Here is a 24,017-nt window from a genome sequence, read left to right on the forward strand (position 1 = left end):
GCGTCAATTTTGGCGATGTGGTCATCGGTCAGCTTTTGCACTTCGTCCGTGTAGCTGCGGAGCTCATCTTCCGTAATCTCGCCGTTTTTCTCGAGCTTTTTCAATTCATCGTTCGCATCGCGGCGGATGTTGCGCACCGCGACTTTCGCGTCTTCTGAATACTTTTTGACAAGCTTCGCGAGCTCGCGGCGCCGTTCCTCGGTGAGCGGCGGAATGACAAGACGAATGACGGATCCATCATTCGATGGCGTCAGCCCTAAATCCGATGCTAAAATCGCTTTTTCCATTTCTTTAATGGCCGATTTGTCGTACGGCTGAATGACAAGCAGCCGCGCTTCCGGCACGCTGATGGAGGCCAGTTGGTTGATTGGCGTCGGCACGCCGTAATAGTCAACGGTTACTTTCTCAAGCAGCCCTGCGTTCGCCCGTCCGGCGCGAATGCTTGCCAGCTCGCGGGTGAACGCTTGCACCGCTTTATCCATCTTTTCTTTCGCCTGTTGGATCACTTGCTTTGCCATCATTATTTCCCCCTTACGATCGTTCCGATGTTTTCACCTAACACAGCGCGTTTAATATTGCCTTCTTCCATAATCGAGAAGACGATGAGCGGAATGTTGTTGTCCATGCAAAGCGAGGAAGCAGTCGAATCCATGACGCCGAGCCCTTGCTTAATGACGTCCAAGTACGACAGCTCATCGTATTTGACCGCATTGGCGTCGACGTTCGGGTCGGCGCTGTAGACGCCATCGACGTTGTTTTTCGCCATTAAAATGACGTCCGCCTCGATTTCCGCCGCCCTTAAGGCCGCGGTCGTATCGGTCGAAAAGTACGGGTTGCCTGTGCCGGCGGCGAAAATGACAACTCGTTTTTTCTCAAGATGGCGAATCGCCCGGCGGCGAATGTACGGTTCGGCCACTTGCCGCATTTCAATCGATGTTTGCACCCGCGTTTCCACGCCGAGCTGCTCAAGGCTGTCCTGCAAAGCGAGGGCGTTCATCACCGTCGCCAACATGCCCATGTAATCAGCCGTCGCCCGGTCCATGCCCATTTCGCTTCCCGTTTTTCCACGCCAAATGTTGCCGCCGCCGACGACGATGGCGACCTCGACGCCCAGTTCAACAACTTCTTTCACTTGTTTGGCGATCGACTGAATGACCGCCGGTTGAATGCCAAACCCTTGCTTTCCAGCGAGCGCTTCCCCGCTCAACTTTAACACGACGCGTTTGTATTTTGGCTGTTCCATGTCCAACCTCCATGATGCGAATCACTTTGAAAAACAGGGAACACGCGCGTGTTCCCTGTTGCGGTCCGTCATTGTTTTCTGACTTGGCTCATGACTTCTTCTGCAAAATTGTCTTGGCGTTTTTCGAGCCCTTCGCCGACTTCGTAACGGATGAACTGCTTGACTGTTGCTCCGTTCGATTCGACGTATTGGCGCACCGTCACATCCGGGTTTTTCACGAACGCTTGCTCGAGCAGGCAGACGTCTTCGTAAAACTTGTTCAGCCGGCCTTCGACCATTTTTTCAACGATTTTCTCCGGCTTGCCTTCGTTTAAGGCTTGCTGCTTCAACACTTCACGCTCATGCGCAATCTCTTCCTGCGGCACGTCGTCGCGCGAGACGTATTTCGGATGAAGTGCGGCAATGTGCATGGCGACATCTTTGGCGACGTCTTCGCTCGCATTGCCGGCTAATAACGTTAATACGCCGATGCGCCCGCCCATGTGCAAGTACGCACCGAACGTTTCGCCGTCCGCTTTATTGACGACGGCAAAGCGGCGAAGCGTAATTTTTTCACCAATTTTGGCGATCGCTTCGTTGATGTAGTCTTGGACGGTCGAGCCGTTGTCCATCGTTTGACCGAGCGCTTCATCAAGCGAAGCCGGCTTTTGTTTCAGCAAGTGGGCGGCCAGCTCTTTGACAAGCGTTTGGAATGCTTCGTTTTTCGCAACGAAGTCCGTTTCCGAGTTCACTTCCAAAATGACGGCGGTATTGCCTTCCACCGCAATGTACGCCATCCCTTCGGCCGCGATGCGGTCCGCTTTTTTCGCCGCTTTGGCAATTCCTTTTTCGCGCAGCCAGTCGATCGCTTTCTCCATGTCACCATTTGTTTCGGTGAGCGCCTTTTTGCAGTCCATCATGCCTGCGCCTGTTTTTTCGCGCAGTTCTTTCACCATTTGTGCTGTAATCGCCATAAAAAAATCCTCCTTCTCATTGTCCCGTATATGTATCGGTGCCGGCAGCGGCTTCCCGTTTTGCCCTTATTCGTTAGTATAGCCAAAAGTTGCTCATTTCTGTCTCAAAAAAAGGTGATAAAAGGCTTTCCCCTCTTATCACCTTTCTTGTGCATCGTTACTCTGCTGCGACGGCCGCTTCTTCGCCTTGTTTCGCCTCAAGCACGGCGTCGGCGATTTTCGAAGTCAACAGCTTAACAGCGCGGATGGCGTCGTCGTTGGCCGGAATGACATAGTCAATTTCATCCGGATCGCAGTTCGTGTCGACGATGCCGATGATCGGGATGTTCAGCTTGCGCGCTTCCGCCACCGCGATCCGCTCTTTGCGCGGGTCAATGACAAACAACGCATCCGGCAGCTCTTTCATGTCTTTGATGCCGCCCAAAAACTTCTCAAGACGCTCTTTTTCTTTTTTCAAGCGAATGACTTCTTTTTTCGGCAGAACGTCAAATATTCCATCTTCTTCCATTTTTTCAATTTCACGCAGCCGTTTGATCCGCTTTTGGATCGTAGCGAAGTTCGTCAGCGTGCCGCCGAGCCAGCGTTGGTTGACATAAAACATGCCGCAGCGTTCCGCTTCTTCCTTCACCGACTCTTGCGCTTGTTTTTTCGTGCCGACGAACAAAATTTTGCCGCCATTCGCCGCCAATTCGCGAACGAAGTTGTAGGCTTCCTCGACTTTTTTCACCGTTTTTTGCAAGTCGATGATATAGATGCCGTTGCGCTCCGTGAAAATGTATTTTTTCATCTTCGGATTCCAACGGCGCGTCTGATGTCCAAAGTGGACGCCAGCTTCAAGCAGTTGTTTCATCGAAATAACCGACATGTATGCTCCTCCTGTTTCCTTAGTGGTTTTTGGTCCTCCGCCTGCCTCATCTTTCAGCAAGACTGGCGTTGCCAGCACCGTTGCTGAAATCACCAGGCGTGTGTATTCACACCATGAAAAAATATATCACAACTGCAAGCGGCAAATCAAGCTGTTATTCGCCTATTGATTCGTTTTTTGCGCAAATTTGAGCCATAGCTCGACTTCCGTTTTCCCTTTGCCGAGCTGTTTGGCAATTTCCTCGACTGTCTCTCCTTCCGCATATAGGCGGCGAGCAAGCTCACTCGCGTCGGCCGGTCGGGCGTGTGAAAGTTCGAGCACATCCTTGACCGCTTCGATGTCTGGGAAATAGCCCGGAGCGGCGCTTGGACGGCTTGTTTTGGCGCGTTTTTCGGTTTCTCCCCGCTCCGCCGGCTCGTTTTCCCCCTTTTTTGCTTCCGCTGTTCGCTTTTCGAACCCCGCTCCGATTTCACCGCCTCCTGCCCCCGGCATGGACGCCGTCTCTTTCCCGTTCGCGCCCCGTTGCCCACTGGGCGCATCGTTCGTTTCCGGTGCAGAAACGAATGGAGCCGCTCCGCTGCCAAGCAACGAGTCAAGTTCAGCCAAAAAGCGCTCGTTTTCTTCCTTCCAGGCAGCGAGATAAGCGGTCATGGCTTCCTCGAGCTCCTCGGCCCGCCTCTCCGCCTCGCCAAGCCGCGACAGGCGAAGGAAAAGCACAATGATCAACCAAAACGACAAGGCGTGCAGCAGCAAACTGATCGTTAGCCAAAATGCCATCATGATGTTCACTATCCTTGAATGTCGATCGTTTTTCCTTTATAAGGGTGTCCTCCAAAACGGGACGCCTCCTGCTCAAGACGGGCGCTCGTTCGTTTATCCGTCACCCGACGGCGCGCACGCTCCGCCCGCTTTTGGCCGGCAGTTGCCATTTGCGCCTGCACTGCATAGGAGTGTTGTTGCGTCGAAGCTTGAAGCCTTTCCGCGTCGGGCGCTTTCGGCATGACGCTTTGCAACGCTGGAAGCTGGATGTCCATCGCTTTTTCTCTCCCCTCATGGCTCTTTTTCAAAAAAGCGGCGCAGTTTCCAAAGCGCTTTCGCATGAATTTGCGAAATTCTTGATGTCGACAAATGCAAAAGGCTCCCGATTTCTGTAAACGTCAGCTCCTCTTTATAAAACAAACTGATGACGAGCTGCTCTTTTTCATTCAGCTGTCCGATGGCTTCAGCCAGCTTTTCGATCATTTCCTGCTTAACGATTTGCTCCTCGGGAAGCGGAGCGCGGTCGTCGCGAACCGAAAGCAGTCCTTCATCTTCGTCGACGGTCGTCTGCCCGAGCGGCAGCCAATGGGAAAAAAACGTTTCACTCGCCGCCGCCTGCACTTCCTCTTCCGTCATCCCGAGCTCAGCGGCGATCTCTTTCGCCGTCACCGATCGCATGTGCCGCTGTTCAAGCCGCTCGATCGCTTCCTCAATTTTTTTTGCCTTATCGCGCATGCTGCGCGGCAGCCAGTCTTCTTTGCGCAAACCGTCTAAGATGGCGCCGCGGATGCGGAACGAGGCGTACGTGTCGAACTTCAAATCACGCGATGGGTCAAATTTCTCCAACGCATCGTATAAGCCGACGAGTCCAAGGCTGACGAGCTCATCCTTCGGCACGGAGCTCGGCAGCGTCGCCGAAAGCCGCTGCACGTGGTAGAAAACAAGCGGCATATAGCGCTGCACCAGCTCCTCGGCCGCGTGACGGTCGCGGCCATTGATCCATTCATCCCAGTATTTCCGTTCTTCTCCTTTTAGCGCGCTTCCCATTATTCTCCCCCTTGCCTTGCGGAAACGGCGCATCCCGGTCATATTTCCTTGATTTCTTGAGCGGCGGTGCGGATGGAGAGCACGCCCGTCTGCGGATTAAATTCGATCGTGCGGCCGCTATGGCCCCCGACATCTTCGGCGACGACCGGAATGTGAAGCCGCTCGAGCTGCTTTTTCACTTCCTCCACATTGCGCGCGCCAATGCGCATCATATCGCCGCCAACTGTCGAAAACGAAAACATTTGCGCCCCGCCGGCCAGCTTCGCTTTCAGCATCCCTTTCCGCCCGCCAGCGGCAATGACAAGCTGAACGAGCGCCTCGACCGCCGTATCAGCGTATTTGGCCGCATTGATGACTCCGCCGCGCGCCATCGAGGAATGCGGAAGCATGACATGCGCCATGCCGGCAACCGCCTTGCCTGCATCGTAAATGACGACACCGACGCACGACCCAAGCCCGCACGTGCGGATGACATTCGGCGCTATGACGACCTCCATTTCCGCAATGCCGATTTTGACAGCCTGCGCTGTGCTCATAGACCATCCACACCTAACGCTCGAAAGATGGTGGAAAACGACTCGGGGTCAGGTAGAAGAAAGAAATGGCCGTTGATGCTTTCGTCCGGGCGCCGTTCATCGTAAATGGCAGTGTCAATCAAAATGGCGTAATCGCCAACACGCGACAGCTCAAGCAATCCGAACGACAGCACAGCTCCAATCATGTCGATGGCCAATGCCGGCACGGACGGGTGCAAGTTGAGCCGCGTAAAGTCAGCCAATGCCGACAAATACGAACCGGCTAAAATATTGCCGAGCTCCTGAAGCGCCGAGCAGCCAAGCTCATGGGCTTCTCCTTGAAACGAAAATGAGTCATCGCCAATCATCCGGCGGACAAACCGCTCAGCCTGTTCCGGCGGCAGCACGAAAAACATGTTTCCCGGCGCTTCTCCTTCGATGCGCAAATAGACGCACGCCACTACTTGTTCCGGTCCACCGATTGATTCCATCATTTCGGCAAACGTCGCAATTTGAACGCGCGGCACCGCCATTTCAATTTTTTTGTTTAGCAACGTCGACAAAGCCGTCGCCGCGTTGCCGGCGCCAATGTTGCCGATTTCGCGCAAAATGTCAATATGCATCCCCGTCAAGTTGCGAATATCGTCCAAGGTCAATGCTCCTCTCTACAGGTTATCGGTCGAGCACTTTCGCCAAATCGAGCAAAATGAGGAGCCGATTCTCCACTTTCGCCACGCCGTCGATGTAACTTGCCTCAACGGAGCCAATTGCCTCTGGCGGCGGTTCGATGCTTTCCGCCGGCAGATCAAGGACATCATTCGCGGCATCGACGATGAGCCCAACTTCCATATCCTCAAGAGCAACGATAATGATCCGCGTCTGTTCCCCATATGGTTCGGGGGCAAACCCGAACCGCTCGCGCAAATCGATGATCGGCGTCACAACACCGCGCAAGTTGATGACCCCTTTTACATAATGGGCCGTCCCCGGCACGCGCGTGATCGGCTGCATTTTCTCGATGGAACGGACATGCTGCACCGGCAGAGCATATTCTTCTTCTTTCAGGCGAAACGCAATCACTTTCCAGTCTGCTTGCACGCTGGCCGTCATCCAATCCTCCCCCTTTTTTTCGACATGCCACTGAAAACGGCAGATCAACGCCATAGGCGCCCCCGCACCGACACGGCCATCTCCTACTTCACGAGCGCGTTGCAGTCGATAATCAGCGCCACTCGGCCGTCTCCCAAAATCGTCGCCCCCGAGATGGCGAAAACCGAAGATAAATAGTTTCCTAGCGATTTCAACACGACTTCTTGCTGCCCGATAAACGAGTCGACCGCCAGCGCCGCCAGTTTTTCCCCTTTCCGGACGATCACGACCGCCACCGCATCTCCGTCATCGGCCGCTCCGGGAACAGCAAAGACGTCTTTCAGGCGGACGAGCGGCACAATTTTGCCGCGAAAATCGATGACCGGCTGGTTGTGGGCGGAAAAAATCTCTTCTTTTTTCACCAGCGCCGTCTCAATGATCGATGACAGCGGAATCGCGTACGTTTCCTCAGCGATTTGAACGAGCAACACCGAAATGATCGACAATGTGAGCGGCAGCTGAATGGAAAAGAGCGACCCTTTTCCAGGCTGCGAATCGACCGAAACGGTGCCGCCGAGCGATTCAATCGTGCTTTTGACGACATCCAAACCGACGCCGCGGCCGGAAATGTCCGAAACTTTTTCAGCGGTCGAAAAGCCGGGAGCGAAAATAAGCTCGTAAATTTGCTGATCGTTCAAATGCTCCGCCGCCTGCGGCGAGACAATGCCGCGGCTTTTCGCCTTTTGCAGCACCTTCTCCCGGGAAATGCCGGCGCCGTCATCTTCGATTTCAATAAAGACATGGTTGCCGCTATGGTACGCTCGCAATTGAATGATCCCTTCTTCTGGCTTTCCGCGCGCCGCCCGGACGTCCGGCGCTTCGATGCCGTGGTCGAGCGCATTGCGGATCAAATGGACAAGCGGGTCGCCGATTTCATCGATCACCGTCCGGTCAAGCTCGGTATCCGCGCCGATGATGTCAAGACGCACCTTTTTGCCGAGCTCGCGGGCGAGTTGGCGCACCATGCGCGGAAAGCGGTTGAACACCGTTTCGACCGGCACCATGCGCATATTTAAAATGATCGTCTGCAAATCGCTCGAGATGCGAGACATCCGCTCGACCGTTTCCGTCAATTCGGCATGGTTCAGCTCGCGGGAAATTTGCTCAAGCCGACCGCGATCAACAACCAATTCTTCAAATAAGTTCATCAACCGATCGAGCCGTTCAATGTTGACGCGGATCGTTTTCGTCGCCTGTTTTACTGTTTGTTTTTCCGGCGCCTCTGCTTCGGCTTGAACGGCCGCGGCCTGCTCCATAGCGGCCGGTTGTTGGGGCGCAGCCGCTTTCTCACTTTCTGCCGACGGTTCATCGCTCGATAGCCTAGACACCTTGACGTCATCAATTTCCGAAATGCCCATCAGCCGCTTTTGCAACTCATCGGCTGGCGCTTTGGATACGACCGTAACGAGAAACTCCCGGTCAAACTGTTCTTCCTCCAGCATCTCGACCGGCGGCGTTGCTTTCACAATTTCTCCGACTTCATTCAGCTGTTCAAACACCATATAGACGCGCGCTGCTTTCAACAAGCAGTCATCGCGAAGCCGAACGCGGATTTCGTAGACGGAAAATCCCTGCTCCTTCGCCTGCTCGAGCACATGGTATTCAAATTCCCCATACGCATGTTCAAGGGGCGGTTCTTCCCTTGCTGCCTGCTTGTTGGGCATCTCCCCTTGCTCGATTCGTTTCAGCTGTTCGACTGTTCTCCTTACATCGCGCGTTCCGTCGCCGCCTGCAGCGATGGAACTGATCATCGCCTCCAAATGGTCGACGGCCTCAAAAATGACGTCAAGCAATTCCGGGGTAACGGAAAGCCGCCGATTGCGTATGCCATCGAGCACGTTTTCCATTTGGTGCGTCAAATTGGCCAAATCTTCAAACCCCATCGTGGCGGACATGCCTTTCAACGTATGGGCCGAACGGAAAATATCATTCACCACAGACATGTCCTCCGGCGTTTTTTCAAGTTCCAACAGCCGCTCGTTGATCGCCTGCAAATGCTCTTTGCTTTCATCAATAAATAAATCCAAATATTGGCTCATGTCCATGCCGTTTCCCCCTCACTCCCCGATCGATTGGACGATGGCAGCGGCGATGCTGTCAAGCGGTGCGATGACATCAACGACGCCAGCCTCGATCGCCGCTCTTGGCATCCCAAAGACAACGGCTGTCTCGCGCGCTTCCGCGATCGCTTTTGTGTTCCCGCTTTCCTTCAGGATTTTCAACCCTACTGTTCCGTCGCTTCCCATGCCGGTCATAATCACCGCGATTTTCCGACAGCGGCGAATGGCAGCAAGCGACTCAAATAATACGTCAACAGCCGGACGATGGCCGGCGCGCGGCGGCGATTCGTCGAAACGGGCTTTAAGCGCGCCGCCTTCTTCACGAACGATGAGATGGACGCCGCCTGGCGCGATATAGGCGGTGCCATTTTGCAGCACTTCCCCGTCTTCCGCCTCCTTGACCGTGATCGCGGCAAGCGCATCAAGCCGATTGGCGAGCGACGCCGTAAACCCTTTGGGCATATGCTGGACAGCGACGACCGGAGCGGCTAGATCGGGCGGAAGCTGCGTCAGCACCGTCTCGAGCGCGCGCGGGCCGCCGGTGGAAGTGCCGATCGCAACGATGGCCTGTTGCGGGCGCGCCGCCGCTTTGAACGATGGGCGCCAAGACGGACGTTGGCGGCGCGGAGCAGTCAAGGCAGCCACGTTCGCTTCGCTCGCGTGCAGCACTTTGCCAATCAGCTCGTCTTTCACTTTGTACAAATCGAGCGAAATCGGTCCGGACGGCTTGGCGACAAAGTCGACCGCCCCGTACTGCATGGCGGCGATCGTGTTTTCCGCCCCTTCGGTCGTCGTGCTTGACACCATGACGACCGGCACGGGATGATCCCGCATGATGCGCTGCAACGTTTCGAGCCCGTTCATGACCGGCATTTCCACATCAAGCGTCACGACATCCGGCCTTAGGGCAGCGATTTTCTCGAGCGCCTCCCGGCCGTTGCGAGCTGTTCCGATGACTTCGAGGCGCGGATGCTCGGACAAAAAATCACTGATCCATTTGCGCATAAACGCCGAGTCATCGACGACAAGCACCTTGATCGTCTTCATGTTCCGTCTCTACCTTTCTAGCAAAAGTTGACGCAGCTTCGCAAAAAAGCGGGGAGCCCGCTCCGGCTCTTTTTCTCCTCCCGCCGCATAGCGGCACGCCATTTGACGCACTGCCCGGCTCGCCTTCGCCGCCGGATCAAAGAGAACAAACGGCGTTTGCCGGACGACACAGCGCGCCACAGTCCGGTCTTCAGGAACGACGCCAAGCAAGGCGATGTCTTTATGGAAAAACCGACTGGCGGCATGCTGCAGGCGCGAAAAGACGCCATATCCTTCCCGCTCGCTGCCGGCGCGGTTGACGATGACGGAAAACGGAGCCTCGCTGCCGGCGGTGTGCATATATTTCATCATGGCGTACGCATCCATCATCGCGGTCGGCTCCGGCGTCGTGACAATAAACACATCGTCGACGGACTTTAAAAAATACAATCGTTCTTCTGAGGCACCCGCCCCCATATCGAAAATGAGATAATCATATCGCGACGCCACCGTCTGCAGCTCGGCCAACAAATAGTCGATAGCGGATCGATCGACACTCAACCATTGCGCGGCGCCCGTCCCCCCAGCAATATACGATAGATGCTCCGGTCCGCTTTTTACCAGCTCGGAAAGCGGCAACCGCGCGGAAAACCAATCCGAAAGCGTCAATGGCGACGACTGGCCGAGCAAAATGTCGATGTTGCCCATGCCGATGTCCATATCAAGCAGCAAGACGCGAAACCCGAGCTTCGAGAGCGACAGCGAAAAATTGAGCGAAAGGTTTGACTTGCCGACTCCGCCTTTCCCGCTCGTCACCGCGATGGTCCGCGGCCCCGCCGCCGGCGTCAGCCGGCGGCCCAGCTCATAGCGCAGCCGTTCTGCTTGATCGCTCACCATCGCTCCGCCCCAAACAGCAGATGAACGAGCCGGTCTGCGGACGCTTCCACCATGTCGTCCGGCACATTTTGCCCGTTCGTGAAATAGGCGGCGGCAAGCCGGCTGTCAAGCAACACATTGACGATCGTTCCAAACGAGTCCGTCTCATCGAGCTTCGTCACGATCAGCCGATCGATCGGCAGGTGGGAAAAGTGGTTGTAAATCGTTTTCATATCGTCATACTTTCCCGTGGCGGCGAATACAAGAAACGTTTCCGTTTCGCTGTCAAACTCGAGCGTTTGCTGCAGTTCATCCACGTATTGCGGATTGCGGAAGTTGCGGCCAGCCGTATCGACGAACACGAGATCGCAGCCGGCCAATTTCCGCTTCGCCGTCCGAAAATCGTCGGCATTGTAGCATACTTCCAACGGAGCGTGCAAAATGTCGGCATACGTCTTCAGTTGGTCGATGGCGGCGATCCGGTACGTGTCGGCCGTGATGAACCCGACTTTTTTCCCTTGCTCGAGGACGGCGCGCCCTGCCATTTTGGCGAGCGTCGTCGTTTTTCCAACCCCGGTCGGACCAAGCAAAATCATATACTTTTTTTGCTCCGCCGTTTTGACAAACGGAAGCGTCGACAATAGATCGCGCACCGCTTCTTTCGTCCAGGCGGAGACCGCAGCGGGCGACCGGCCGTCTTTGTCGGCATACCACCGTTCAAGCAGGCGATCCATCACTTGGCGGACGTACACATCCGCCATCCCTTGCCGAACGAGGCGCCGTTCCGCTTCCGCAAGCGGTGGAGGATACAAAAGCGAAGACGAGCGGGCGTTGAACTGACGGATGAGCGCCTTGACTTCCTCGATCTCACGGGCAAGCGAGCCGTCTTCCTCCCGCTCGGCCGCCGGCAAAGGGGCAAAGGACGCAGCAGCACTCAGCTGACGCGTCAAAGACGCGGCGGCATCCGGCTGACGCGTCAAAGACGCGGCGGCATCCGGCTGACGCAGCGGCAGTGGATCCGGATCAACGCCGGCCAACACTTCGATCTTTTTTTTTCGCAAACAGACCGAAAAATCCGCCGGTCTGCACGACTTTCGAGTGCAAAATGACGGCGTCGCGGCCAAGTTCGGCGCGAACCATTTTCATCGCTTCGTTCATGGACGGGGCGACAAATTTTTTCACTTTCATTCGATTTCCACCATCCCCACGCTTTGAACTTCGACATCCGTTTCAAGCTCGTTGTACGACAGCACCGGAACAGTCGGAAAATGGCGCTCGGTCAGCTGTCGGACGTACATGCGCACCGCCGGGGAGCAGAGCAAAATCGGCGTCTGGCCGGCGAACGGATAGCGTTCAAGCGCCGCGGCGACCGCTTCCACAAATGCCTGCGCCCGCGCCGGCTCGAGCGCCAAATAGCGGCCGTGTTCGGTTTGCTGCACGGCGTCGGCGATCGTTTTTTCCGCCCTGCCCGACAGCGTAATGACGCGCAGCGGCTCGCCCGGCACGGCGTACTGCGAGGTGATTTGCCGCGCCAACGCTTGGCGGACGTATTCCGTCAACAAATCGGTGTCGCTGGTCAGGCGGGCAAAATCGGCAAGCGCCTCAAAAATGAGCGGCAAGTTGCGGATCGACACTTTCTCTTTCAGCAGCTTGGCGAGCACTTTTTGCACGTCGCCGACAGACAACGGATTCGGCGTCACATCGTCGACAAGCACCGGATACGATTCTTTTAAATGATCGATCAGCTGTTTTGTTTCCTGACGCCCCAGCAGTTCGTGGGCATGGGCTTTCAGCACCTCCGTTAAGTGTGTCGAGACGACCGATGGCGGGTCGACGACTGTATAGCCAAGCATTTCCGCCCGGTCTTTGACGGTCTCGGAAATCCATTTCGCCGGCAGACCAAACGCCGGCTCGATGGTGTCAATGCCATCAATCGAATCATCGTCAACTCCGGGGCTCATCGCCAAATAATGGTCAAGCAGCAGCTCGCCGCGCGCCACTTCCTCTCCTTTCACTTTGATCCGGTATTCATTCGGCTGCAACTGGATGTTGTCGCGAATGCGCACAACCGGGATGACAATGCCAAGCTCGAGCGCGAGCTGACGGCGAATCATGACGATCCGGTCAAGCAAATCCCCGCCTTGATTGGCATCAGCGAGCGGAATGAGCGCATAGCCGAACTCAAATTCAATCGGATCAATATGCAGCAGTTGGATGACGCTTTCCGGGCTTTTCAATTCGTCGGCGGCCGCCGCCTCCTCTTCCGGAGCGGCCAATGCCGCTTCTTCTTGCTTTTGCCGCTCGATAAATCGGTAGCCGCCAAGCGCCAGCAGCCCGGCAATCGGCATCGTCAACAAGTCGTTGATCGGCGTAAACAAGCCGAGCAGGAAAATCGTTCCTGCCGTGACGTACAACATTTTCGGAAACGCGAACAGCTGGCGCATAATATCGCCGCTCAAGTTGCTGTCCGACGCCGCCCGGGTGACGATGATGCCGGTCGCCGTGGAAATCAACAGCGCCGGAATTTGGCTGACGATGCCGTCGCCGACCGTCAAAAGCGTGTAGCGCTTTGCCGCCTCCCCTATATCCATTCCTTTCTCCACAACGCCGATCACCATGCCAAACAACATGTTGATGACGACGATAATGATGCCGGCGATGGCGTCGCCTTTCACAAATTTGCTTGCCCCGTCCATCGCTCCGTAAAAGTCGGCTTCTTGCGCCACTTTTTCCCGCCGCTTTCGGGCTTCTTGCTCCGAAATCATGCCGGCGTTCAAATCGGCGTCAATGCTCATCTGTTTGCCGGGCATCGCATCGAGCGTAAAGCGGGCCGCCACTTCCGAGACGCGCTCCGCCCCTTTGGTGATGACAACAAACTGGATGATGACCAAAATCAAAAACACGACAAACCCAACGACAACATCGCCGCCAACGACGAACGTTCCGAACGTTTCAACGACGCCGCCCGCCTCCCCTTTGCTTAAAATCGAGCGGGTGGTTGACACATTCAGCCCGAGCCGAAACAGCGTCAGCACTAAAAGCAATGACGGAAAAATGGAAAACTCAAGCGGCTCTTTCGTGTTCATCGCCGTCAGCAATACAAGCAAGGCAAGGGAAATATTGATGATGATCAAGACGCTCAACAGCCATGTCTGCAGCGGGATGACGAGCATGGCGACGATGAGCACGACAAGAAACAATACGGATAAATCTTTGATTTGCGCTTGCATGGTTTTCTCTCCTTGTTGCTACACGTTTCCTTTGAGCCGATAGACGTACGCCAAAATTTCCGCCACTGCCTTAAAAAACGCCTCTGGAATCATGTCGCCGACTTCCGTCTGGCGGTAGAGCGCCTGCGCAAGCGGGCGATTTTCGACCGTCACGACGCCATGGGTTTTCGCCACTTCCTTGATTTTCAACGCCATATAATCCGCCCCTTTCGCGACGACGACTGGCGCTTCCATCTTGCCGTCTTCATACTTGAGGGCAACGGCGTAATGCGTCGGGTTGGTAATGACGACATCCGCGTTCGGCACTTCCTGCATCATCCGCCTCATCGCCATCTCACGCTGTTTTTGCTTGATGCGCGATTTGATGAGTGGATCGCCTTCCGTCTTTTTGTATTCATCTTTAATGTCCTGTTTGGACATGCGGATGCTTTTTTCAAATTCAAACCGCTGATACAAGTAATCAAACAGCGCTAAAAACAAGAGCGCCCCCGCGGCGTACAGCCCCATTTTCACCGTCAAGCCGCCGACGACAGTCAAAGCCTCACCCGGCGTCTTGGAAACGAGCGCCGCAAGCTCGCTTCGTTCGGCCAACAGCGCCGCAAACACGACCGCACCGATGATTCCAGCTTTTAACACGGATTTCAACAGCTCGACCAAGGCGCGCAACGAAAACAGCCGTTTCATTCCTTGCACGGGATTGAGGCGGTTCCCATCCATTTTTAACGGTTCAACGGTGAACAAGGCGCCGATTTGCAAAAAGTTGGCCAACCCAGCCGCCAGCACTGCGGCGGCGAACAGCGGCGCCAAAAGCAAGGATGCATGGGAAAGCCAGTCAAGAAACAGCCGGTGAAGCGAGTCAACCGTCAACGAAGGGGAGGCAGAATCGGACAAGGCGCGGGCGAACAACCGCAGCAGACCGTCCCGCTCGTACGCCCCCGCCAAGGACAAAGCAAGAAATGAAGCAAGCAACACGGAAGCGGAGACGACATCACCGCTTTTGGCCACCTGTCCTTTTTCCCGCACTTCTTGCCGTTTGCGAGGCGTCGCCTTTTCCGTTTTTTCCCCAGCGAAAAATTGCAAATCGAGCCGCCACTCGCCCATCTTATCCGCCCCCCAACAGCCGCATCAACTCGCGCAACGAGGCAAACATGAAGTGAAATACACTGCGCGCCGCAAGCAATATCGTCCCAATCCCCGCCAACAGGAGCAAAAACGCCGCTGCCGTTTTGGCGGAAAAGCCGACCGCAAAAATGTTCATTTGCGGCACCGCGCGGGCGATGATGCCAAGCGCCACGTCGACTAAAAAGAGCGATCCGACAAGCGGGGCCGCCATTTGGAAAGCGGCGGCGAACATCGCAGCAAACGCCCGCACCGCGTATTCCACCGCCCGACCGTCAGCAACGTGCGGCAGGCGGTCAAGCGGCAACCAATGATAGCTGTAAAACATGCCGTCAAGCAGCAAATGGTGGCCATCGAGAGCGAGCAAAAGCAGCAGGGCGAGCAAATGAAGATATTCGCCAAGCAGCGGGCTTTGCGCTCCAGTTTGCGGGTCGATGACGTTGGCGATGGCAAACCCGATTTGAAAATCGATCAAGCCGCCGGCGATTTGCATCGCCGCCATGAGGATCGCTGCCAGCAGCCCGAGCGCCAATCCGACGAGCGCTTCTTTTACGACAAGCAATACATACACACCGTCAAGCGCCAACACCGGTTTGGGCATCGCCAAAAACAACAGCCAGCTGAACAAAAACGCCAATCCGGCTTTATACGAAGCCGGCACGGTCCGATAGGAAAACAACGGCATCGCCGCGAAAAACGAAGCGGCGCGGACAAAGACGAGCAAAAACGCCGGAAAATAAGTCCATGCTTGTTCCATCGCCGATCAGCCTATAAACGAAGCAAGATTGTTGAAAATATCGTGCGCGTACGACACCATTTTCGAGAGCATCCACGGCCCAAAAAACACAAGTCCAAGCAAGACGGCGACGATTTTCGGCACAAACGCGAGCGTCTGCTCTTGAATTTGCGTCGCCGCCTGGAAAATGCTGACGACAAGCCCGACGGCAAGGGACAACAACAAGAGCGGCCCGCAGACGACAAGCACGATATACACGCCTTGTTCAGCAAGGCGGATGATGAAATCGGCACTCATAAACGCCACCTATCTTTATTGAAAACTTTGCAACAATGATTTGACGACCAAATGCCAGCCATCAACAAGGACAAACAATAAAATTTTAAACGGCAGCGAAATCATCACGGGCGGCAGCATCATCATCCCCATCGACATTAAGACGCTGGCGACGATCATGTCGATGACTAAAAACGGAATAAAAATCATAAAGCCCATTTGAAACGCCGTTTTCAACTCACTGATGGCAAACGCCGGCACGAGCGCGGTCATCGGGATGTCGTTGACCGTTTTCGGCTGTTTGGCGCCGCTGTATGATAAAAACAGCGCCAAATCTTCCTGCCTGGTGTATTGGCTCATAAACTGCTTCAGCGGAACAGCCGCCCGTTCATACGCCTCCTCCAAGTCAATTTTGTCGGCAAACAGCGGCTGCAATGCCTGATCGTTGATGTCTTTCCAAGTCGGCGCCATAATGAAAAACGTTAAAAACAAGGCGAGCCCGACGAGCACTTGGTTCGGCGGCATCTGCTGCGTGCCGAGCGCCGTGCGCACAAACGACAAAACGATGACGATGCGGGTAAAACATGTCATCATAATGAGAATGCCGGGTGCGATCGACAACACGGTGAGCAACAGAAGAAGCTTCACCGCTGTCGACACGTGCTCGGGAGCCATCGAATCAAACATATGGACAAATTCACTCATCGTCCGCCGTCCCTTTCTTCTTCAACCGATTGAGCCACTCGTTTCGCTTTTCGGCCATTTGCTTCATCTCCTCCGCCAACAGCGCCGAAAACGACGGCGGCAAACCGTTTTTCCGCTTTGATTTCCCCGTCCACTCGCCTCGAAGGAAGGAGCCAAGCCGGCCCAACTCCGCCATTCGCTCCAACCGTGCGCGATGTTGCTCCAACAGTTCATTCATTTCTTGTTCGTCTTCAATTTCTTTCAGAAGCTGAATCGAATCACCGACACCGATGACGAGCAGCCGACGGCCGACTTTAATGAGCTGTACAGAGCGGTTCGTCCCGACGCTCGTCCCGCCGAGATGCTCGATGACGCCCTTTTGGCTTGAAACAAACGACTGACGGCGGGACATCCACCTTAACACCGCATAAAGGAGAATGAGGACAAAGGCGGTCGCGCCGATGAGCCGAAGCACATCGGAAGCGGAAACCGCATCAGCGGCTTGATTCGCTGTTTGGTTTGTCTGCTGCCCGGAAGGAGCTGACGGCCCGCATGAATCGGGATGCTGCAGGCAGTCGGCGACCGTGGGGCTTTGGGCGGCCGATGCCGGCGTCGGCCCCAAAGCAATGGCTGCTGCCAGCAAAACGGCCGCCCAGCGCCAAATTGCCATCGTTTCCACCTCTGATCGCTCACCCGATCGTTTTGTTGATCGCTTCGATGACGCGGTCGGCTTGGAACGGCTTGACCACAAAATCTTTCGCTCCGGCTTGAATGGCATCAATCACCATTGCCTGCTGCCCCATCGCGGAGCACATAATGACTTTGGCATTGCTGTCGATTTTTTTTAATTTCCTTGAGCGCCGCAATCCCATCCATCTCCGGCATCGTAATATCCATTGTCACGACATCGGGCCGCGTTTCCTTGTATTTCTCGATCGCCTGCCGTCCATCGGCCGCTTCGGCGACGACTTCATGTCCGTTTTTCGTCAAAATGTCTTTAATCATCATGCGCATAAATGCCGCATCATCAACGACAAGCACTCTTGCCATGTCCCCTAACCTCCCAAACGCCTGTTTATTTTAACTTTGTCAGCCGATCGCTTTGGCTGATGATGTCCGTGATGCGGACGCCGAAATTTTCATCGATGACGACAACCTCGCCTTTCGCGATCAGCTTGTTGTTGACAAACACATCGACCGGTTCGCCGGCCAGTTTATCGAGCTCAATGATCGATCCAGTCGACAGCTGCAAAATTTCCTGCACCGACCGCTTCGTCCGCCCGAGTTCAACCGTCACCTGCAGCGGCACATCAAACAGCAGCTCCAAATTGCGCGCCTCCGTTGCCGCAAGCGGCGGGGCATCGAACTCGACGAAATCGGCGGTTTGAATATGCCGAGCGGCTGCACCCTCCCTCTCCTTGTCCGCCCGCCCAGCCGGCGGTCCATCCGTCGAGCGGCTCGCCGCTTCTGAAGCGGCCGCACCGCCGTTTGCCTGAACGTCAATTGGAACAGGCTGCGGCTCGCGAAACGGCCGGTCGTCCGCCGACGACTTAAGGCTCACTTCCGCTGCCCCCGGCTCCTCAAGCGGCGAGCCGAGCAATTGGGCAACCAATTCTTTCGCGAAATCGATCGGCAACAGCTGCATAATGCTTGAGTCGATCAACTCGCCAATTTTGAGCCGAAATGACACTTTAATGAAAAAGTCTTCGTCCGGCAAATATTCCATCCCTTTTCCTTCCGCTAAATCAAGCAGATGGAGCGTCGGCGGGGAAATATCAACCCGCTTGCCAAAGACGGTCGACATCGACGTCGCCGCTGAACCCATCATTTGGTTCATCGCTTCTTGAACAGCGCTCAGCTGAATCTCTCCGAGCGGACCATCGGCCGCCGTTCCGTCGCCGCCAAGCATTAAATCAGCGATAATCGCCGCGTCTTGCTGTTTAATGACCAACAAGTTTGTCCCGAGCAGCCCTTCCGTATAGTTGACTTGGATGGCGACATATGGCTGCGGAAATTCATCCGCGACGCTTGTGCGCTCGATAATGGACACGCTTGGCGTCGTAATTTCCACCTTTTGGTTCAATAACATCGACAGGGCAGTGGCCGAACTGCCGAAAGAAATATTGCCGATTTCCCCAAGGGCGTCCTGCTCAAGCGGAGAGAGAAGATCATGAAGCGCCGGAATAGGTCCGTCGCTGTCCATTCCGCGCAACAAAGCATCAATTTCATCCTGCGACAACATTCCATCATTCATCATGGTCGTCTTCGTCCCCCTCGATCATCGCTAAAATTTGCACCGCCAGCTTTTTGTTCCGCTTCCCCGGCTGGCCGATAAACTTTGGAATATGGCCGATTTTGACCACGAGCGGCTCATGAATCGACTGCTCGAGCTGAATGACATCGCCGGCCTCGAGTTGAAGAAATTCATTGACCGTGATGACCGCCGTTCCCAGTTCAGCGATAATCGGCAATTTTGCCGCGCGGATGCGCTGTTCGATCCGTTTCGCTTCCTCGGGGGAACGCTCCTTTTTTTGCGCCTGCATCCAGTAATGCACCGACAGCCGCGGCATAATCGGCTCCAAGACGACATGCGGAATGCACACATTCATCATGCCGCGCGCTTCGCCGATTTGCGTGTTGAGCGAAATGACGACAACGGTGTCGTTCGGCGCAATCATGCGCAAAAACTGCGGATTGACTTCAAAATCGACAAAGAGCGGGTCGACTTCCGCCACCGATTCCCAAGCGTCGCGCCAATGGACAAACGCCTTGTCAAACAAATTGGACATGATGCGTGTTTCAATCTCCGTCAAATGCTCCACTTTATCCATCCCGACGCCGCGCCCGCCCATCACCCGGTCAAGCATGGCGTAAGCGATGTTCGGGTTGACTTCCAAAAGGACATGCCCGCCGAGCGGCGGCACCTCAAAGACATTGATGATCGTCATTTTTGGGATGGAGCGGACAAATTCTTCGTATGGAATTTGGTCGGCCGATGCGACCGAAATTTGCACATATGTTCGCAGCTGGGCGGAAAAAAACGTTGTCAGCAGACGGGCGAAATTTTCATGAATGCGCGTCAGGCTGCGGATTTGATCTTTGGAAAACCGGAGCGCCCGCCGAAAATCATACGTTTTGACGCGTCGGCCTTCCTCCTCTTTTTTCAGCTCCTCCGCGCTCATCTCCCCTGCAGAAAGCGCCGCGAGCAACGCGTCAATTTCGCTTTGCGACAATACTTCCCCGGCCGTCATTTCATCTTCCCCCCTTCCAATGACAGGGCTACTGGAGGATAAAAGAGGTAATGTAGACGTTCTCCACTCTCCCTTCTTGCATCAATCCGTTGATCTCGCGCTTCAGCCTCTCTTTCAGCGCCGTCAGCCCTTCTTTTCCTTTAAAGTCGGCCGCTTTCATCTGCGAAAGTTGCTCGATGATCACGTCTTTCATCTGAAAATCGCGTTTCTCCGCCTCTTCTTTTCCTTGATCGCTGTCTGTTTCAATTTTAAATGAGATTTTAATATAACGTCCGTCTGCTAAATTGGTGGTCATTTCCGGAATGTCGATCGATCGTTCCGCCAGTTCGTCAGCGCTTGGCGCCCCTTGTTTTTCCGCATGCCCCATCTTCATCACCGCGACAAGCGCCGCCGTTCCAGCCAAAGCGATGACCGCCAGCACAATGATCATCGTTTTGATTGCTTTATTCCCTTTCACGGTCCAATCCTCCTGCTTTCGGTAAGCGAAACACACCAAGCTGCTGGTAAAATTCGCTCGCTCGCGCCGCCACTTGCTCGACCGTTTCGCGAACGACGAATTTTTTTCCGTTCGTCAGCGTCACGGTCGTATCAGGAAACGCTTCAATTTGTTCGATGTACAACGCATTGAGCACAAACCGTTTGCCGTTGAGCTTCGTTAACGAAATCATCGGGCAACAGGCGCAAGACGCCGCTCACGCCCTACCTCCTATTCTATTTTTTCAAGTTGACAAGCTCTTGCAAAATTTCATCCGATGTCGTAATGATGCGCGTATTCGCCTGGAAGCCGCGCTGGGCGACGATCATCTCCGTGAATTCCTCGGCAAGGTCGACGTTGGACATCTCAAGCGCGCCGGAGACGATCGTTCCGGTTCCGTTCGCTCCCGGCGCCCCTATCGTTGGCGCTCCAGAGTTGGTCGTTTCGCGGAACAAGTTGTTGCCGGCTTTTTCTAATCCGTCATTGTTGGCAAATTTCGCGAGCTGAATCGTGCCGATTGTCTGCAAGTTGCCGGATGCGTTCACAATAGTCACTTGGCCGTCCGCTCCGATGCTTAAGCTTTTCGCATCTGTCAGAACTTGAAGGCGGCTATTTCCAACACCGAGCAAATATTGGCCATCGGCATTGACAATATAGCCTTGCGAATCGAGATAAAAATTCCCGGCTCTCGTATACATGCGATTGTTGCCGGACGCATCGCCGACGACGAAAAACCCGTCGCCGGAAATGGCCAAATCGAGCACGCGGCCGGTCGTTTGCAAACTGCCTTGCGTATGGACGGTGTCGATCGCCGCCAGCTGCGAACCGAGCCCGACCTGCTTTGGATTCGTCCCGCCGCGGCCGGCACCGGCATTGGGTCCGCTTGCTCCCGAAATCGTCTGGCTCATCAAATCTTTGAAAATCGTTCGTCCTTTTTTAAACCCGTACGTATTGACATTGGCAATGTTGTTGCCGATGACATCCAACTTCGTTTGAAAGTTGCGCATGGCGCCGATTCCGGAATACATGGAACGAAGCATCGGTTTCCTCTCCCCTTTTTATCCTTTTTGTTCGACTTTCACGACCGCATCCGCGGCAATCGTTGTCCCGTTATCAAGCCCAAGAGTCACTTGGCCGTCTTTTTGCATGACCGATTGAACGACGGCGCTCATCGTCGTCTCGCCGTCTTGCCAGTGCACCGTTTTGCCGATCCATTCGCTGTAGCGCAAAAGCGCATCGCGGCTTGACGCTTGCATCCATTGCTGCATCAAATTGGCGATGTTCATCATTTGCTCAAGCGAAGAGAAGCTCGCCATTTGCGCGATAAAGTCTTTATCTTCCATCGGATTGAGCGGGTCTTGGTTTTCGAGCTGAGCGAGCAAAATTTTGAGAAAATCGTCTTTTCCTAAAATTTGATTGCCCGTTTTCCGTTCCGGCTGAACCGCGTTTGTCAGCCATAAGCTCCCGTCAATCGCATTCGTTGTCATCCTCGTTCTTTTCCCCCTTATGCGTCAGCTTCGATCCCGTCTAGCGCAAACGGGAAGGAAGATGATGCTCCCGCTTTTGTTTTTGCCGCGATTCGCCCTGCTGCTGCCCTCCTTGGCGGTTTCCGGAATATGGCGGCATCGCGGGGCTGTCATAATCCGACCAAACGGTCCATTTTTCGACCGTGATGGAACTCGCATCAAGCTGCTGAGCAAGCTGCGGCAAATGAGCGTAGAGCAACTCTTTCACCGCGTCGTTCGCCACGAGCAGCTTGGCGGCGAGCTTTCCACCTTCCTCTGTCATTTTCACCGTCACCGTCCCGAGATGTTCCGGATGCAGACGGATGACAAGCTGCATGACACCGTTTGGAAGCTTCATCCACCGCGCCGACCTTAGCGCGTGGGCGACTTGATCAGCGACGCTTCCGCCAGCTGACGCCGGCATCTCGCCGACCAACCCGACAGATGAAAAGGAGGGTGATAAAAGCGCAGGAGGAGTAGTGAACGAAGGAGCGGCCTCGCCGCCCTGCCCCTTGTCCCCCCTTTTTGGCAGCGAAACGTCTTTTTCGCCAGCCGGTCGCACAGAAGAAACTCCGTTCGGCAGCGCGACAACCGCCCTGTTGCCTCCCTGCTCACGGAACGGGCGCTGGTCGCCGTCGCTCAGGAGCAGTGGAAACATCCCGGTTTTTCCGCTGGAAGGCGAACCCGATTCAGCATCGATATGACCACGTTTTTGTCCGTCGGTTATGAACGCACGTTCCAATCCCGCTTCATCGGCCGCCGGCTGAGCGGCAATCTTTTCTTCACCATTCATCGCACCGACAAACGGAAATGTCCCATGATCACTCGTTTTCCCTTCCGCCTGCTGATCCGCCGCTAAAAGCGGCGCGCCTGCAGCTGCCGAAATTGGAGCGACAGCCCAAGCAGCCACGAGGGAAGGGGCAAGCCACAATGATTCGATTTGCGCCGGCTTCTTTTCCGCTGAAGATGGTTGTCCGGCTGCGCCCGTTTCCATTCCGCCATTTTGCCAATCTGGCTCTTTGTTTTTGCTCGACTCCTCTTGAAGCAAGCTAGTCTCTGCCCCAGCGGGCAATAACTCTTGTTGCTTATCAGCAAGCAACGCCGCAAACACGTTTGCGTTTTCCGCCTCTTTTTTCACCGCCATAGCGCCTGCCGATAGCGGCGCGTTTGCTGTGATCGTTACTTTCATTCGGCCGCCTCCTTCCCCATCGCCCTTTTACTTAACGATGCCAACAGTTTCGCCGCCTGCCCAGCCGGCATTTGTTCCAAAATGGCTGCCGCTTTGTCGCCGTCAATCTGGCTCAGTACACGGAGCGCTTCGCTCTCAGGCAGTTCCGCTAAAATCGCCGCCGCCTGTTTTTCCGACATGGCGTCATACATGCCGACGACATCTTCTTCCGTCAAGGCCGGCTCGTCAACAGGCTCAGCCTGAGCGTCCGTTTTCCCGCTTGGCGCAGACAGCTGGGCGATTTCCTTTTCCTTTGCCGCCAATTCGTTTTTCAACTGCTTGATTTGCTTTTGTTGGTCGGCGATCGTTCGTTTTTGCTGGTTGATCGTCTGCTGCTGAGCTTCAATCGTTTTTTGCAAAGCTTTCTCCCTTTTGCTCCAGTTGATCCACTCGGAGACAAACGGCGCCTTTATGGTCCACTGCTTTGCCGCCTTGGCCACATCAACGCCGGCAATGTTTAAAATCAACAACAGAAAGGAGGCGGCAAACGCACTCGGAATGACAATGACAAACAACAGCCATTGCCACCAACTCGCCTGCATTTCCTGTTCAACTTTGCTCTCCGCCATCTATACCTCTCCTTGCCTTGCAAAACGTTGAACCGCCATTTCATCGAGCAGGCGGCGTTCCGCTTCCCTCTCAAGCTGCTCGGCCCACCGCTTCATGCGCTCGCGCATTTTTTCGTATTTTTTCACTTCGATATTCAATTCCATCAAACGCTGCTGCCGGCGCTGCATCTGCTCGCGCGCCTGCATGACGACGAGCTGATAATGGTCGATCATCCGCTCTAAATTCGCCATATATTGCAGCCTAAGGCGAATGTCTCCAACGGACAGGCCGGCTTGAAGCTGTTCATCCCGAGCCGCCGCGCATTCTTCTTTTTCCTTGAGCAGGCGGTAAAGCGTTTCGGCTGCCTGCTCAAACCGGCGGACCGCCTCCTCGTATTCGCCAAGCGCCTTTTCTTTTTCTTTTTCTTTCATCGCCAGCACTTTTTGCAGCCGAAACGTCGGCGTCACATTT

Annotated in this window: 28 protein-coding genes and 2 pseudogenes; all 30 read right to left on the reverse strand. The window is 55.0% G+C overall.

Annotated features, from left to right (window positions below; translation table 11 throughout):
• Positions 1 to 518: ribosome recycling factor (gene frr, locus I656_RS09920; protein WP_020754627.1), on the reverse strand; the 518-nt coding region annotated here is incomplete at its 3' end.
• A 2-nt stretch (positions 519 to 520) separates the two neighbouring features.
• Positions 521 to 1,243, reverse strand: coding sequence for a UMP kinase (gene pyrH, locus I656_RS09915; protein ID WP_011230751.1), 723 nt, complete (start codon positions 1,241 to 1,243; stop codon positions 521 to 523).
• Positions 1,244 to 1,311: 68 nt separating this feature from the next.
• Positions 1,312 to 2,196 (reverse strand): translation elongation factor Ts, encoded by an 885-nt coding sequence (gene tsf, locus I656_RS09910; RefSeq protein WP_011230750.1) that lies wholly within the window; start codon positions 2,194 to 2,196, stop codon positions 1,312 to 1,314.
• 157 nt (positions 2,197 to 2,353) lie between these two features.
• Positions 2,354 to 3,061, reverse strand: a complete 708-nt coding sequence (rpsB, locus tag I656_RS09905) for a 30S ribosomal protein S2 (protein ID WP_013145737.1) — start codon at positions 3,059 to 3,061, stop codon at positions 2,354 to 2,356.
• 162 nt (positions 3,062 to 3,223) lie between these two features.
• Positions 3,224 to 3,841 carry a hypothetical protein gene (locus I656_RS09900; RefSeq protein WP_033005292.1) on the reverse strand — a complete coding sequence of 206 codons (618 nt, stop codon included), beginning with the start codon at positions 3,839 to 3,841 and terminating at the stop codon, positions 3,224 to 3,226.
• A gap of 8 nt (positions 3,842 to 3,849) precedes the next feature.
• A complete protein-coding gene (locus I656_RS09895) occupies positions 3,850 to 4,095 on the reverse strand; it encodes a hypothetical protein (RefSeq protein WP_011230747.1) in 246 nt (81 codons plus the stop codon).
• 16 nt (positions 4,096 to 4,111) lie between these two features.
• On the reverse strand, positions 4,112 to 4,867 hold the full coding sequence (locus tag I656_RS09890; protein WP_033005278.1) for a FliA/WhiG family RNA polymerase sigma factor: 756 nt from the start codon (positions 4,865 to 4,867) through the stop codon (positions 4,112 to 4,114).
• Between the two features lie 38 nt (positions 4,868 to 4,905).
• Positions 4,906 to 5,403: a chemotaxis protein CheD gene (locus I656_RS09885; protein ID WP_011230745.1), complete on the reverse strand. Its 498-nt coding sequence runs from the start codon at positions 5,401 to 5,403 to the stop codon at positions 4,906 to 4,908.
• Entirely contained in the window at positions 5,400 to 6,032 is a 633-nt protein-coding gene (locus tag I656_RS09880; RefSeq protein ID WP_011230744.1) for a chemotaxis protein CheC, read from the reverse strand. Before I656_RS09880 ends, I656_RS09885 begins: the two co-directional genes overlap by 4 nt.
• Positions 6,033 to 6,054: 22 nt before the next feature.
• Positions 6,055 to 6,492, reverse strand: coding sequence for a chemotaxis protein CheW (locus tag I656_RS09875; protein ID WP_011230743.1), 438 nt, complete (start codon positions 6,490 to 6,492; stop codon positions 6,055 to 6,057).
• A gap of 83 nt (positions 6,493 to 6,575) precedes the next feature.
• The gene (locus tag I656_RS09870) at positions 6,576 to 8,576 is read right to left on the reverse strand and encodes a chemotaxis protein CheA (RefSeq protein ID WP_015374419.1); all 2,001 of its coding nucleotides are present in this window, start codon (positions 8,574 to 8,576) and stop codon (positions 6,576 to 6,578) included.
• A 12-nt stretch (positions 8,577 to 8,588) separates the two neighbouring features.
• Positions 8,589 to 9,638, reverse strand: a complete 1,050-nt coding sequence (locus tag I656_RS09865) for a chemotaxis response regulator protein-glutamate methylesterase (RefSeq protein WP_015374418.1) — start codon at positions 9,636 to 9,638, stop codon at positions 8,589 to 8,591.
• A gap of 9 nt (positions 9,639 to 9,647) precedes the next feature.
• Complete coding sequence (locus tag I656_RS09860) at positions 9,648 to 10,514, reverse strand: MinD/ParA family protein (RefSeq protein WP_020754634.1); 867 nt, start codon at positions 10,512 to 10,514, stop codon at positions 9,648 to 9,650.
• Positions 10,508 to 11,681 (reverse strand): annotated as a pseudogene (gene flhF, locus I656_RS09855) (flagellar biosynthesis protein FlhF). Before flhF ends, I656_RS09860 begins: the two are co-directional and overlap by 7 nt.
• Positions 11,678 to 13,723: a flagellar biosynthesis protein FlhA gene (flhA, locus tag I656_RS09845; protein WP_015374415.1), complete on the reverse strand. Its 2,046-nt coding sequence runs from the start codon at positions 13,721 to 13,723 to the stop codon at positions 11,678 to 11,680. Before flhA ends, flhF begins: the two are co-directional and overlap by 4 nt.
• Before the next feature lie 18 nt (positions 13,724 to 13,741).
• Positions 13,742 to 14,824, reverse strand: coding sequence for a flagellar biosynthesis protein FlhB (gene flhB / locus I656_RS09840; RefSeq protein WP_013523406.1), 1,083 nt, complete (start codon positions 14,822 to 14,824; stop codon positions 13,742 to 13,744).
• A 1-nt stretch (position 14,825) separates the two neighbouring features.
• Positions 14,826 to 15,599: a flagellar biosynthetic protein FliR gene (gene fliR, locus I656_RS09835; protein WP_013523405.1), complete on the reverse strand. Its 774-nt coding sequence runs from the start codon at positions 15,597 to 15,599 to the stop codon at positions 14,826 to 14,828.
• 6 nt (positions 15,600 to 15,605) lie between these two features.
• Positions 15,606 to 15,875: a flagellar biosynthesis protein FliQ gene (gene fliQ, locus I656_RS09830; protein ID WP_011230735.1), complete on the reverse strand. Its 270-nt coding sequence runs from the start codon at positions 15,873 to 15,875 to the stop codon at positions 15,606 to 15,608.
• A 15-nt stretch (positions 15,876 to 15,890) separates the two neighbouring features.
• On the reverse strand, positions 15,891 to 16,559 hold the full coding sequence (gene fliP / locus I656_RS09825) for a flagellar type III secretion system pore protein FliP (protein ID WP_020754637.1): 669 nt from the start codon (positions 16,557 to 16,559) through the stop codon (positions 15,891 to 15,893).
• On the reverse strand, positions 16,552 to 17,208 hold the full coding sequence (gene fliZ, locus I656_RS09820) for a flagella biosynthesis regulatory protein FliZ (protein ID WP_015374413.1): 657 nt from the start codon (positions 17,206 to 17,208) through the stop codon (positions 16,552 to 16,554). The genes fliP and fliZ overlap by 8 nt, the downstream gene beginning before the upstream one ends.
• 19 nt (positions 17,209 to 17,227) lie before the next feature.
• Positions 17,228 to 17,588: pseudogene (locus I656_RS0115255) on the reverse strand (response regulator).
• A 25-nt stretch (positions 17,589 to 17,613) separates the two neighbouring features.
• A complete protein-coding gene (gene fliY / locus I656_RS09815; protein ID WP_020754640.1) occupies positions 17,614 to 18,795 on the reverse strand; it encodes a flagellar motor switch phosphatase FliY in 1,182 nt (393 codons plus the stop codon).
• Entirely contained in the window at positions 18,785 to 19,789 is a 1,005-nt protein-coding gene (gene fliM, locus I656_RS09810) for a flagellar motor switch protein FliM (RefSeq protein ID WP_011230730.1), read from the reverse strand. Before fliM ends, fliY begins: the two co-directional genes overlap by 11 nt.
• A 28-nt stretch (positions 19,790 to 19,817) precedes the next feature.
• The gene (gene fliL, locus I656_RS09805) at positions 19,818 to 20,246 is read right to left on the reverse strand and encodes a flagellar basal body-associated protein FliL (protein ID WP_011230729.1); all 429 of its coding nucleotides are present in this window, start codon (positions 20,244 to 20,246) and stop codon (positions 19,818 to 19,820) included.
• Complete coding sequence (locus tag I656_RS09800; RefSeq protein ID WP_014195456.1) at positions 20,233 to 20,457, reverse strand: flagellar FlbD family protein; 225 nt, start codon at positions 20,455 to 20,457, stop codon at positions 20,233 to 20,235. Before I656_RS09800 ends, fliL begins: the two co-directional genes overlap by 14 nt.
• Before the next feature lie 43 nt (positions 20,458 to 20,500).
• Entirely contained in the window at positions 20,501 to 21,304 is an 804-nt protein-coding gene (flgG, locus tag I656_RS09795; RefSeq protein WP_020754642.1) for a flagellar basal body rod protein FlgG, read from the reverse strand.
• A gap of 18 nt (positions 21,305 to 21,322) precedes the next feature.
• A complete protein-coding gene (gene flgD / locus I656_RS09790) occupies positions 21,323 to 21,751 on the reverse strand; it encodes a flagellar hook assembly protein FlgD (protein ID WP_014195454.1) in 429 nt (142 codons plus the stop codon).
• Between the two features lie 40 nt (positions 21,752 to 21,791).
• Positions 21,792 to 22,958, reverse strand: coding sequence for a flagellar hook-length control protein FliK (locus tag I656_RS09785; protein ID WP_020754643.1), 1,167 nt, complete (start codon positions 22,956 to 22,958; stop codon positions 21,792 to 21,794).
• Positions 22,955 to 23,566, reverse strand: coding sequence for a MotE family protein (locus I656_RS09780; RefSeq protein WP_015374410.1), 612 nt, complete (start codon positions 23,564 to 23,566; stop codon positions 22,955 to 22,957). Before I656_RS09780 ends, I656_RS09785 begins: the two co-directional genes overlap by 4 nt.
• Entirely contained in the window at positions 23,567 to 24,013 is a 447-nt protein-coding gene (fliJ, locus tag I656_RS09775) for a flagellar export protein FliJ (RefSeq protein WP_014195451.1), read from the reverse strand.
• Between the last annotated feature and the right edge of the window lie 4 nt (positions 24,014 to 24,017).

It is taken from the genome of Geobacillus sp. WSUCF1, assembly GCF_000422025.1.
In the GTDB taxonomy this organism is placed as follows: Bacteria; Bacillota; Bacilli; order Bacillales; family Anoxybacillaceae; genus Geobacillus; species Geobacillus zalihae.